7 protein-coding genes are annotated in these 12,722 nt (G+C 52.8%); 6 read left to right on the top strand and 1 reads right to left on the bottom strand.

Translation table 11 applies throughout. The annotated features are described in order from the left end of the window. The first annotated feature begins 158 nt into the window (after window positions 1-158). From H8K47_RS07330 to H8K47_RS07305, 6 genes are all read left to right on the top strand, one after another. Window positions 159-311 carry a rubredoxin gene (locus H8K47_RS07330; RefSeq protein ID WP_162020595.1) on the top strand — a complete coding sequence of 51 codons (153 nt, stop codon included), beginning with the start codon at window positions 159-161 and terminating at the stop codon, window positions 309-311. A gap of 129 nt (window positions 312-440) precedes the next feature. Next, window positions 441-842 (top strand): response regulator, encoded by a 402-nt coding sequence (locus H8K47_RS07325; RefSeq protein WP_162020374.1) that lies wholly within the window; start codon window positions 441-443, stop codon window positions 840-842. 27 nt (window positions 843-869) lie between these two features. Further along, a complete protein-coding gene (locus tag H8K47_RS07320) occupies window positions 870-1,235 on the top strand; it encodes a response regulator transcription factor (protein ID WP_162020375.1) in 366 nt (121 codons plus the stop codon). Window positions 1,236-1,283: 48 nt separating this feature from the next. Next, entirely contained in the window at window positions 1,284-1,865 is a 582-nt protein-coding gene (locus H8K47_RS07315; RefSeq protein ID WP_230405078.1) for a chemotaxis protein CheW, read from the top strand. Between the two features lie 88 nt (window positions 1,866-1,953). Continuing rightward, on the top strand, window positions 1,954-4,290 hold the full coding sequence (locus H8K47_RS07310) for a methyl-accepting chemotaxis protein (RefSeq protein ID WP_186880752.1): 2,337 nt from the start codon (window positions 1,954-1,956) through the stop codon (window positions 4,288-4,290). A gap of 86 nt (window positions 4,291-4,376) precedes the next feature. Continuing rightward, entirely contained in the window at window positions 4,377-11,078 is a 6,702-nt protein-coding gene (locus H8K47_RS07305; protein WP_186880751.1) for an Hpt domain-containing protein, read from the top strand. Window positions 11,079-11,149: 71 nt separating this feature from the next. Here H8K47_RS07305 and H8K47_RS07300 read toward each other — a convergent pair whose 3' ends face one another. Further along, a complete protein-coding gene (locus H8K47_RS07300) occupies window positions 11,150-12,634 on the bottom strand; it encodes a cryptochrome/photolyase family protein (protein WP_408057845.1) in 1,485 nt (494 codons plus the stop codon). Window positions 12,635-12,722 lie beyond the last annotated feature (88 nt).

Below are 12,722 nucleotides of genomic sequence, written 5' to 3'. Positions count from 1 at the left end.
TAGATTAATATAGCCAGCTTGGCAGCGCAGTCATTCCTGAATCAGGGGACTAGGCGGTCTGTTTATGCAGGATTTGCAGCAATTTTAATATTCTACTTGATTGAAGGGCTTTAGTCGTGAGTGATAATGTTGGTGGTACGCCGGAGTACAAAACATGGATGTGTCTGATTTGTGGCTGGGTGTACGATGAGGAGCAGGGTTTGCCGGACGAAGGCATAGCGCCAGGCACAAAATGGGATGATGTACCGATGAACTGGACTTGCCCTGAATGCGGCGCACGCAAAGATGATTTTGAAATGGTTGTGATTTAACCGCAAATCCAGGTTTTTTTCCTTGTATTAAATGTTTATTCAGGGAAAATAAGCACAGGTGTAATTTTTTTTTGATAGAGTGCTTGTTTGCTCCGAATTTGTCGGATTTAGTCGGGAAGAGATGCGTTTATGTCAACGATGGCTGGTAATGAAAATTTAAAAATTATGGTGATCGACGACAGCAGTACCATACGTCGTTCCGCCGAAATTTTTCTCGGACAGGCTGGATACAAAATTGTATTGGCTGAAGATGGATTTGATGCCCTGGCCAAAATCAATGATTCGCATCCTGATCTGATCTTCTGCGACATCCTGATGCCACGCCTGGATGGGTATCAGACGTGTGCACTGATCAAGAAAAGCGCGAAATTCCGTGATACACCTGTGATTATGCTGTCCTCTAAGGATGGCTTGTTTGACCGCGCACGCGGCGCCATGGTAGGGTCTGATGAATATCTGACTAAGCCATTTACTAAGGACAGCCTTCTGAAAACCGTAAAGAATTACACATCAGAAGCGCAGGACAAATAATTCAGTTTTAAGTGAGGTATTAGCAATATGGCTATTCAAAAAATTCTGGTTGTGGATGATTCTCCGACCGAGCGTTATTTTCTGACTGATGTTCTCGTCAAGCACGGCTTTTCCGTGTCGACTGCAGAAAACGGCGAAGAAGCACTGCTGAAAATTAAAGCAGATAAGCCACAACTGATACTGATGGACGTGGTGATGCCGGGCCAGAATGGCTTCCAGATCACGCGCGCCATTGCCAAGGATCCGGAAACTCAGGATATACCGGTCATTATTTGCACCAGTAAAAATCAGGAAACTGACCGCATCTGGGGTTTGCGCCAGGGGGCGCGTGACTACCTGGTCAAACCGATAGACCCGCAGGAGTTACTGACCAAAATTGCTGCGCTCGGCTAAGCCGCTGGCGCACTGATCTCTGTTTCTTTCGATACTCCGGATAAGTTCATGACCCAAGCGTTGAGTGATGCTGCCACTCTGTCTGAAGTGGCAAAGCCTGACAATAGTGTCAGACGTACCCGCCTGCGCGAATTCCAGGCGCAGTTGGTTGACCGTATGCAGGCTGCCCAGCGCGGTGGTTTCACCCAGTTGAGTCAGTTAGGTGTGCTGATCGGCGGTGTGCATTATTTGCTGGATTTGCGCGAGGCTGGCGAAATTGTCAGCGTAGGTACGCTGACGGAAGTGCCGTTAACGCGTGACTGGTACAAGGGGGTGTCGAATATTCGCGGTAATCTGACCAGTGTCGTTGATTTGCCGCGCTTTCAGGGGAGTGAACCCACCCCGCTGGATGCATCTTGCCGTATTGTCGGTTTTGCTTCCGTGCTCGCATTTAATGGCGGGTTGCTGGTGTCTCAGGTTCTTGGCCTGCGTAACGTGGCAGAGATGGAAGTCGTTGTCAATGAACCTGGTGCGGCCGACGGTCGCGCCTGGTTGCCGAGAAGCTTTCGCGACAGCGAAGGCCGGATCTGGCATGAACTCAGCCTGGCTGCTTTGGTGCAGGACCAGGATTTTTTGCATATCGGTTTGTAATCAGTAGTTATACATTAGTTATTCATTAGTTGTTCAGTAGTTTATTGTGTACTGCTGATAGCTTTTCAATCGTTTAGGAGACTTAGTAATGGCATTCAATCTACCGTTCTTGTCCAAAGGAAAAGAAACTCCGGAAGTTGACGGAACCGACGTTGCGGCAAGGTCGCTTGGAAATGCTGATTCGGTTGAAATAGAAGAAGCAACAAACGTGCGTATGCTGACCCCGGAGACTGGCACTGCAGCAGATGAGCGTCCGGCAGTCGTCGCAGATCCGCTGTCAGAAACCCATCCGGACGCGACCTTCATCGGTGACGCGCTGGAAAAAGGTGGAGATATCCGCTTGCCAGTCATCGGTAAGATGACGCTGCAAAAGCAGATGCGTATCCTGTCGATTGCGATGGGTGCCTCGCTGTTATCGGGCGCGGTGTTTGTGTATCTGAATGCGAGTCAGTCTGCGCTGGTATCTACCCAAGTACAGATCGCGGGTGATGTGCTGATGCACTCCCAGCGTATCGGTAAAGCGGCGCCAAATGCGATTCAAGGTAATGTGGAAGCGTTTAAGCAGCTGGAAGACAGCCGCAAGGAAATCAATTCTGATCTGAAAATTCTGCTTGAAGGTGGTAACTATCAGGGCCGTGACGTGCGTAGTGCAAGTTCGTCCCTGACTCCGGTACTGAATGACACCATCAAAATCTGGCAAAGCTCGAATAAGGCGTCGGAAACCATTCTGAACCGCCGTAAAGAACTGACTGGTTTCGGTCAAACCTTGCGTAAATTGAATACCTTGTCACCGGTTTTGCTGGAACTCACAGAACAGATTTCGACACTCAAGGTGCAGGGCGGTGGCTCTGCGCGCGAAATTTCCGCTTCTGGCCAGCTGGTTATGTTGACCCAGCGTCTGGGTCGTAGTGCGAATGAATTCCTGACCTCTGAGGGTGTTAATCCTGAAACGGCTTTCTTGCTGAGTAAAGATACCAACACCTTCTATGATCTGGTGGAAGGCTTCCTGGCCGGTAGTGATGTATTGCGCCTGACTGCCACCAAGGATGCAGATACCCGTGAAAAACTGGAAGAGTTGAAAAAAGTGTTCGCGGAATACAAAGACAGCGTGTCTGTGATTCTGGGCAATCTGCAAAACTTCATTGCCGCTAAACAGTCTGAACAATTGCTGTTTAATGAAAATGAGGAATTGAAAGCGAAACTCACCAACCTGCAAAAAACCTATACCGCACAACAGGATTCCACCAGCATCAGCTTCGTGTTGCTGATGTTGTCGGCAGCTGCGGCGTTGGCATCTGCGGTCGGTATCGCGCTGGTTCTGTTGCAGGATAGCCGTAACCGCGCCAAAGAGGCGAATGAACGTCGTCAGGAAGCAGCGTCCCAGATGCTGCAGGCGAAGAAGCAGGAAGAAGAAGCGAAAGCTGCTAACGATCAGAACCAGGCTGCGATTTTGCGACTGATGAATGAATTGCAGGAAGTGGCGGACGGTGACTTGACGGTGCAGGCGACGGTTTCTGAAGATATTACCGGTGCGATTGCTGACTCGGTTAACTATACGGTGGAAGAGTTGCGTGGTCTGGTCGGTCGTGTTACCAACACAGCGGAACAGGTTACCTCTGCGTCTGATCTGGCGCAGGATATTTCGAATAATCTGTTGGATGCGTCTGAACAGCAATCACGTGAAATTACCGATGCAGGTCAGGCAGTTCTGACGATGGCGGCAGAAATTACCGACGTTTCGCGTTCTGCGAATGAATCGGCTGAGGTTGCGCGTCAATCGGTTGCTGCGGCAGAGCAGGGCGCGCATGCGGTGGAAGACGCGATCAAGGGTATGAATGAGATTCGCGAACAGATTCAGGAAACATCTAAGCGTATTAAACGTCTGGGTGAATCTTCTCAGGAGATTGGTGAGATCACAGAACTGATTTCTGACATTACCGAACAGACCAACGTACTGGCGCTGAACGCGGCGATTCAGGCGGCGTCCGCGGGTGAAGCAGGACGCGGCTTCTCGGTGGTTGCGGAGGAGGTGCAGCGACTGGCGGAACGTTCCGCTGAAGCGACCAAGCAGATTGGTGCGCTGGTTCGTACGATTCAGACCGATACCCATGATGCGGTAGCAGCGATGGAAAAATCTACCCAGGGTGTGGTTGAGGGTGCAAAACTGTCCGATGCGGCCGGTACAGCGCTGTCAGAAATCCGTAGCGTTTCTAACCGGTTGGCGGAACTGATTCAGGGTATCTCGCTGGCGACGGAACAGCAGGCAACTTCTGCGAATGGCGTGGCACAAAACATTCAGCATATTTTGAGCATGAATGACCAGACCCGTACCGGTACCCAGCAGACAGCTGACTCCATTAAGCAACTGGCGTTGCTGGCGGAAGAGCTGAAAAACTCGGTGTCACGATTCAAAGTGACGGCCTGATTTTCAAGCTACGGGGCAGTCTTGCCCCTGTCTTTTTGCAAGGCAATGAAGATTTCTTCATTGCCGCTTGAGTTTGCGGAGTACGCATGACATACGAATTTTCCAATTCGCCTGAGCTGTCAGAAGAACAGTTTGACACCGGACCTTTGTCCTGGGTAATGGCGGATATCCGTGAAGCGATTAATCATTCAGGCAAATTCCTGACTGAAGCCCTGGTGCAGGATGAGGAGAGCCGCACCACGACTTTACTGCATGCAAAAAATTATCTGCATCAGGCGCATGGTGCTTTACAAATCGTTGATATTGATGGCGTTGCCATCGTCACCGAAACCATAGAAGAATTACTGGAACGCCTGCAGGCAAAACAGCTTGATCTCAGTCAGGCAAATATAGACGTCATCCTGGATGCTTTTCACGCGGTGCTGCGTTATCTGGAAGACTTATTGTCTGGCGCCAGCCACCAGCCGGTTCGGCTGTTCCCCTATTATCGCGGGTTATTGCAGTTGAAGGGGGCTGAACGTATTCATCCGGCCGACCTGTTTTTTCCAGCCCTGGCAGTGCGTGAAAAAATTCCTGAACTGACCGTTACGCATACGGGCCCGGCGCCGCAGTACAGTGGTTTGCGTCAGCGTTTTGAGAAACAGTTGCTGACCGTGCTGACGGCTAAAGATCAGCAGAAACAGCTGGAAGCTGCGCAGGCGATGCAGGAAATGCTTGCAGAAATCGATCAGGTGCAGTCGAATCCGCAGGCAAAAGCCTTCTGGGTCGTGATGCGTGCTTTTATTGAGTCCGTGGCCAACGGCAGCATTCCGAATCAACAATACGTCAAACAGATTTTTGGCCGTATCAATTTGCAGATACGCCGTTTGGTCGAGGGTGTGACAACGATACCGGAGCGCCTGTTACGGGATGCCTTGTTTTTTATCGCTCAGGTTGAGCAGCCTACGCCGTTTGTGGCGCGTGTGCGCCAGGCCTATGCCTTAAATAACACTGTGCCTGTTGACTATGACCAGAAAAATTATGGTCAGATTGCTGCGGGTGTGCTGAGCAGCGCAAAAGAACAATTGACCGCAGTCAAAAATCTGTGGGGCCGGATAGCGAATGGCGAGTCTGGTTTGGCGGATAAGTTTTCAGCCAAGATGAGAGATCTGGCGGAAACCGGCAATCAGTTGAATTCGCCGGCACTGTCCAAACTCTTGCGTGAACTCAGTGGTATCGCGCGCCATGTTGCGCACTCAGAGGATGGCAGCAAGCTCGCGTTGGAACTGGCGACCAGCCTGCTGTTCGTCGAAAACGCACTGGATCAGATTACCCGATTACCGGCGCATTTTGCCGAACGTTCGGAAGAAATCACTTCCCGTTTATTGTCGGTCGTCTCTGGTGATGAACCACAATCCCAGGCTGCCTGGATGGGCGAGATCTCTCGTGAAGCGCAGCAGCGTCAGACTATGTCGGTCCTGGTCGCAGAAATGCAGGCCAGCTTGCGTCAGATTGAAAAAAATCTGGATGAATATTTCCGTCATCCGGAACAGACAGAATTATTGAAACCGGTCGATGGCACCTTACATCAGATCGGCGGTGCGCTGGCTATCCTGGATCAGGATGATGCGATGCGTGCCGTGGAGCATACCCGCACACTGATCGGACAATTTGAGGTGCCGCAGGATGCAGCGCAGCTTAGCCCTGAACTGGAAGCCAGCCATCGTCAGGTGGCACAGAACATAGGCGCATTGAGCTTCTTCATAGAAACCATGCAGACGCAGCCGGAAACTGCCAGGAAAAAATTCACCTTTGATCCCGACAGCGGTGTATTCCGCTCTCATTTAATCGAAGCGCCGGTACAGAAAGAATTGTTGCCGGCCTCGGCAGATGAACCAAGCATGCATACAGCAGGCGAGTCTGCTGCAGTGCTGACAGCGGAGCAGGAGCTGGCCAATCAACAGCAGGAATCTGCCCGACTGGCCGCTTCGCTGGCCGCTCACCCTGAAGATCATGACTTACAGGAACAACTGAAGCAATCTCTGGAATCGGAGCGCAAAGTCGCAACCTTGCTGGATGATGCTGATGCGAATGACCGCGCGCGTGCGGCGATCGCGATGCTGGACAATGCTGATGATGAAGCGCATTCCGGTTTGCAGCATCTGGTGAAGGGCGAGACGCAGAGTGTAGTAACGGCTGCCCCTGTCGCAGCAAATTCGCTGCCACAATCGGAAGAAGCGATCGATGCAGAATTGCTGGAAATTTTCCTCGGCGAAGCGGAAGAAGTGCTGGCATTTGTGAGCCAGACTTTGCCTTTGTCACGTAAAGATACGGATAATCAGGATTATCTGACCAGCCTGCGTCGTTCTTTCCATACACTTAAAGGCAGCAGCCGCATGGTTGGCCTGAATGTGTTTGGTGAGACTGCATGGCATATCGAACAAGTCATGAATTTATGGCTATCCGAATCTAAACCGGGCAATGAAAATTTATATCGTTTGCTCGAGCGTGCGGCCCATGAATTAGCGTTGTGGACGGAAGAACTCAAGCAGCAAGCCTGGTCGCACCGTACTGGTGCCGCGATTATCGACGCCGCGCAGCGGGTGAAATCCGGACTGGATTATGAAGATGTGCCTGAGACTGCAGCACCGGTCGCCGCCGCATTACATACAGAGACTGAGCCGCTTAGCCTGGTGCAAGCCGCAATGCCCCAGCTTGCTGAGTCTGTGCAGTTTGACGCCACGGAAATGGAGACGAATGCCGGGCTGCAACTGCCGGAAGTCGCAGCGCATGAGCTGCAGGACGATATGCCAGCGCTCGCAGATGTTGTCCCCGATGTCGCTGTTTTGACTGAGCCTGTGCCTGTTGCGGATGCTGCGCTGGGTATGGAGCCGGAAACAGCCGCCGTTGCTGAGGCAGAACCAGTAACTGTTGATGTTGTGTCTGAATTTGAACTCACTGCCGGTACGCTCCATCCGTTTGCGGAAACGGTGACCGCACCTTTGCAGGCAGCTGCCCTGGCCATTGATGACCTGACTGCAGATGTCGCAGCAAAATTAGCTGCGGAGGCAAGTCTGGATGCGGCGTTACCGGAATTGGTGGAATTGACGGAATTGACCCCAGTACCGGATGCACCGGCGGTGTCAGAACAAGCGGAGCTCGCAGCAATTGCGGATGAGGTGCCAGCTGATCTGGCACATATGATACTCACGCCTGAGGCTGAGCCGCTGGCTGATACGTTGGCCGGGACACAGGCAGACGCAGAATTCGCAACGGATGTGCTGATGCCGCAACTCAGCCCTGAGCAGTTGCCTGAGCTCAGCGATGCACAGCCGGACAGCTTATCTGCGCTGGCTTTGCCTGAGACAGCTGGCAATGAACTGACGGTTTCCGCTGAGGACCTCACTGTGTCTGTTCCTGAGCTTGAAGCTCAGCCTGAGGCGGACACAGAAACAGAAACAGAAACAGAAACAGAAACAGAAACAGAAACAGCCGATATTCTGGCGTCCGAGTTACCGTCGGAACCGGAACTGACTGCACGGATACTGGCGGAAATCGATGCTGAAGTACGCGCTGAAATGCAGCAGGCCGCGCAGCAGCCAGAGGCATCAATTGTCGGCGAAACTGCTGAAGAAGAGCAACTGGCAGAACCTGTCACTCAGGCTGCAGCTGAAGAACCCGTCCAGACCGGTGCAAAAATCATTGAATTTCCTGACCTGAGCAAACCGGCGCTCACACTGGACGACAATATCAAGCGTATCGGTGATCTGGAAATCAGCCTGCCGCTGTTTTCTATTTATATGGCAGAAACGGATGAAATCGTACGTTTCCTGAGCCAGGATTTTGCTGAGTGGCGGCATGAGTCTTACCGTCCTGTAACGACGCACGCGATTCATGCGACGCATTCGCTGGCAGGCAGTTCTGCCACAGTAGGTCTTAAACCATTACAAGAGCTGGCGCATAGTCTGGAGCTGGTGCTGCAGCGTTTGGCACGCCATTCTGTGGTGCTACAAGCGTATGAGTATGATGTGTTAGATCACGCGTTGGATACCGCCAAACGCATGCTGCAAAAATTTGCTTTGTCTGAAATGGCGGAGTATGCGCTGGATGAGGTTAAACAGCTGGAATCGCTATTGCAGGATGTGATTGCGCGCTCTGATGCAGGTGCCGACGAGGAATTCATTACCTCTACCAATGAGCGTCTGGATTTGTCTGATTTGTCGCTTGCGCATGCCGATGCTACGACAGAGTTGGTGCCGCTGGAATCCATGGAATCCGCGCAAGCTGCAGAGCAGCAAACGCTGGCGCAGCCTGAAGCTGTCATCAGCAGTGTCCCGGTCATGGACGCGCCGTCTGTCAGTGAGAACACCTCAGGCATCCAGATTAAGGATGAGCTGGATCAGGATTTGCTACCTGTCTTTATCGAAGAAGGACAGGATTTACTGCCTATGGTCGGTCAGTTATTGCGCAGCTGGCAGGATAATCCGGCTGACAGTGCGACACCCCAGGCGATCGCGCGCCTGATGCACACCATCAAAGGCAGTGCAAGGATGGCTGGTGCGATGGGACTGGGTCAGCATATCCATGATATGGAAACCCGCATCGAAAGTCTGATGGCTGCGGGCAGTACAGTCCGTTTGCCTTTGCTGGATGATCTGATGGCGCGCCACGATCTGAGCATGCAGATGTTTGATCACTTGCAAAATCCTGAAGCATTTGCCCAGCCGGTCGCAAGCGATGTGCCGCTGACGGCCGCACAGGAGCTTGATCAGTTCCAGGAGGCGATGGTCGCTGGTGAAGCTGAGCCTGCGCCTAAACCGCGCGATATGGTCAATCTGACGCCGCTGATGCCATTGAACACAGACGGTGTGAAGAAAACCAGTTTCACGCCAGCGGTTCCAGCCGCTACCCCGGCGGCGGCTGCAGGTCCGGTACCGCTGGTGCGTGTGCGTGCCGACGTGCTTGACCGCCTGGTCAATCAGGCCGGTGAAGTGTCGATCTCGCGTTCGCGTCTGGAAAATGAAGTGGGTACCTTGCGTGCCTCGCTCAGTGAGTTGACGGAAAACGTGAACCGTTTGCGTTCGCAATTACGTGAAGTGGAAATTCAGGCGGAAACCCAGATCACCTCGCGTATGGCGCATTCTGGCGACCGTGAATTCGATCCGCTGGAGTTTGACCGTTTCACGCGCTTGCAGGAACTGACCCGTATGATGGCGGAGAGCGTAAGCGACGTGGCAACGGTGCAGACCAATCTGACCCGTACCATTGATGGCGCTTCCGGCAATCTGCATGTGCAGGCTCGTCTGACCCGTGAATTGCAACAGGATCTGATGCGCGTGCGTATGATCCCGTTTGCAAGTGTGTCTGAGCGTTTGTACCGTGTGACCCGGCAGACTGCGAAAGAACTCGATAAGCGCGTCAATCTGGATATCCGTGGTTCCAACGTAGAGATGGACCGTGGCGTTCTGGAAAAAATGGTGGGCCCGTTTGAGCATCTGCTGCGTAACGCGATTGTGCATGGCATAGAAAGCCGTGAGCAACGTAAAGCCAGCGGTAAGAATGAAACCGGTGAGTTGCTGATCGAAATCCGTCAGGAAGGTAACGAGGTCATGATCCGCTTTAAGGATGATGGCCAGGGGCTGAACCTGCACTCCATCCGTGAAAAAGCGCTGAGCCTAGGTTTGCTGAGTCTGGATGATGAGCCAGGTGAGGCTGAGACGGCAGGCCTGATTTTTGAACCGGGCTTTACCACCGCATCTGAAGTGACTGAGCTGGCAGGACGCGGCGTTGGTATGGACGTAGTCCGTTCCGAAGCCGCATCCTTAGGTGGTCGTGTCGAAGTCGCGACCAGCAGCGGTCAGGGTGCTGAATTCACGATTCACTTGCCACTGACACTGGCCGTGACGCAGGTTGTATTGTTGTCCGCCGGTGGCCGTACGTTTGCTGTTCCTTCCGTATTGGTGGAACAGGTACAGCATCTGAAGGCAAATGCACTGGCCAACGCCTATAACGATGGCGCAGTCATGTGGCAGGGCCAGCGGGTGGCGATGCACTTCCTGTCCTCGCTGCTCGGGCAGCGTGATGTGGTGCCGATGGCGCAGCAGTACACACCTTTGCTGATCATGAAGAGCGGTACTGAACGCGTCGCGCTGCACGTCGATGAAATCCTTGGCAACCGCGAGGTGGTTGTTAAAAACATCGGTCCGCAGCTGGCGCGTATGGCAGGTATTGCCGGTGCAACGGTGTTGGGTTCCGGTGAAATCGTGCTGATTCTGAATCCGGTGCCATTGGCGCAACGTGTTGAAACTGAGCGTACACGTCTGCCACAACCTGGGGCAGAATCTGTGCCAGGTGCTGTGGCTGACCTGCATCATCAGGAAGCCGTACAGCCTGTCCGTAGCGAACCGGTACAGGGCTTGCGCACCCAGCATATGGTGATGGTGGTGGATGATTCCCTGACTGTGCGCCGTGTGACCCAGCGTTTGCTGACCCGTGAAGGCTATCAGGTCATACTGGCCAAAGACGGCATTGACGCGCTGGAGCAATTGCAATCGGTCACGCCGGATGTGATGCTGGTGGATATTGAAATGCCGCGTATGGATGGTTTCGATCTGACCCGTAACGTACGTAGTGACAGCCGTACCAGCCATATTCCTATCATCATGATCACTTCGCGTACTGCGGATAAACACCGCAATTATGCGAAGGAACTGGGTGTGAATGAATATTTTGGTAAGCCTTACCGTGAAGACGACTTACTGGCAGCGATCCTTCATTTTGTCGGTCAGGAGCATGCTGTTATCGTCTGATGGTTTGAAGACTGAGTTTGCGAATAAGCAAAAAAGCGGAGCTGGTCTCCGCTTTTTTTGTTGTGTATTGATTAATCTTCCGCAAATGTCGCCGGACTTTTCACCACCGCGTAACGGCTGAGTGTTTGCTGGCGCGCTACATCGTGTTCAACGATGGGATAGGGATAATTTTCACCCAACTTGATTCCAGCCTGTTGCAGCAACATGGGACCGGCTTTCCACGGCGCATGTATGCTTTTCTTATCCAGCCTGGCCAGCTGCGGCAGATAGCGTGTGATGAATTTGCCTTCTGCATCAAATTTTTCGGATTGGGTGATGGGATTGAAAATCCGGAAGTAAGGCTGGGCATCGCAGCCTGAAGACGCAGCCCACTGCCAGCCGCCATTGTTGGCTGCCAGATCGAAATCCAATAATTTTTGTGCGAAGTAGGCTTCCCCGCGTCGCCAGTCTATGCCCAGATCCTTGATTAGAAAACAGGCGGTGACCATCCTTAAACGGTTATGCATGTAACCGGATTGATTCAATTGCCGCATTGCGGCGTCGACCAGCGGATAGCCGGTATTTCCGCTACACCAGGCCGCAAAATGTTGATCCGCCTGTGCACCTTGTTCCCACTGGATAGCGTCATAAGCGGGTTTGAACGCACATTGTGCTACCCGAGGATGGTGGTGCAATATCATGAAGTAAAAATCCCGCCAGATCAGCTCAGACAGCCAGGTTTCCGCACCTTTGCTGGCCTGGGTACGGATTGCTTCCAATGCGTGCCTGACCAGCTGCCGTATAGAAATCGTACCAAAGCGCAGATGTACGCTCAGGTAGGATGGACCTTTTACCGAAGGATAGTCACGCCTGACGTCGTAGTGGTTGAGCCGCGGCAGAAATGCGTCGCAGAGTGCTTCCGCACCGGAAACACCACTGGCTATTTTTAATTCTTCGTCCAGGCTGGCGGCAAATCCCATCTCAGTCAGACCCGGGACCTCACTGCGCAAGGGCGCCTGCAATTGCTGGCAGTAAGTGTAAGAGGGATAGGCGCGCGCATAGAAATCGCTGCCTTCGGCATACAACTTTTTCAGCCACGCATTTTTATATGGGGTGAATACGGAGAATGGCGTACCGCTTTGTGACAGGACTTCGTTCTGTTCAAAGATGACCTGATCCTTGCTGGCTAAGAATGCACAGGACTGCGCCTGCAGTTGCATTGCCACGCGCGTATCACGCGTGACGGCGGCTGGCTCATAATCGCGATTGACGAAGACTGCATCAATGTTCAATTCTCGTACCAGTGCCGGAATGGCGCTCTCCGCCTCATCATAGCGGACGATCAGTTCGCCGCCTCGGTCCCGCAGCAATTGTTGTAACTCGAGCACGCTGGCATGAATGAAGCGCAGCCTTCTGTCATCAGCTGGCAAGGCGTGCAAAATCGACTTGTCGAAAATAAAAGCAAAGCAGACTTCCCGGCTTTGTTTCAGGGCGTGGTATAGCGCTGCATGGTCGTGCAGACGCAGGTCGCGCCGGAACCAGACCAGCACGCGCTGGAAATTGTGAGTCATCGTCATAGTACAGAGCAGGTTAACGGTGTCGGAACCTGCGCCCACTGTCGCCGGACGTAGGGTTCCTGCTATCCGGCGCACATTATCACACATC

The organism is Cognatundibacterium rugosum, assembly GCF_014284365.1.
Lineage (GTDB): Bacteria > Pseudomonadota > Gammaproteobacteria > Burkholderiales > Burkholderiaceae_D > Undibacterium > Undibacterium rugosum.
The sequence above is the reverse complement of the archived record's forward strand: the minus strand, read 5'-3'. Positions and strand labels throughout refer to the sequence as shown.

What these genes read in the sequence shown, in the direction of transcription:
- H8K47_RS07310 (WP_186880752.1), top strand. Translation starts at nt 1,954, where the DNA reads ATGGCATTCAATCTACCGTTCTTGTCCAAAGGAAAAGAAACTCCGGAA.
- H8K47_RS07300 (WP_408057845.1), bottom strand. Translation starts at nt 12,634, where the DNA reads ATGACGATGACTCACAATTTCCAGCGCGTGCTGGTCTGGTTCCGGCGC.
- H8K47_RS07315 (WP_230405078.1), top strand. Translation starts at nt 1,284, where the DNA reads ATGACCCAAGCGTTGAGTGATGCTGCCACTCTGTCTGAAGTGGCAAAG.
- H8K47_RS07330 (WP_162020595.1), top strand. Translation starts at nt 159, where the DNA reads ATGTGTCTGATTTGTGGCTGGGTGTACGATGAGGAGCAGGGTTTGCCG.
- H8K47_RS07305 (WP_186880751.1), top strand. Translation starts at nt 4,377, where the DNA reads ATGACATACGAATTTTCCAATTCGCCTGAGCTGTCAGAAGAACAGTTT.
- H8K47_RS07320 (WP_162020375.1), top strand. Translation starts at nt 870, where the DNA reads ATGGCTATTCAAAAAATTCTGGTTGTGGATGATTCTCCGACCGAGCGT.
- H8K47_RS07325 (WP_162020374.1), top strand. Translation starts at nt 441, where the DNA reads ATGTCAACGATGGCTGGTAATGAAAATTTAAAAATTATGGTGATCGAC.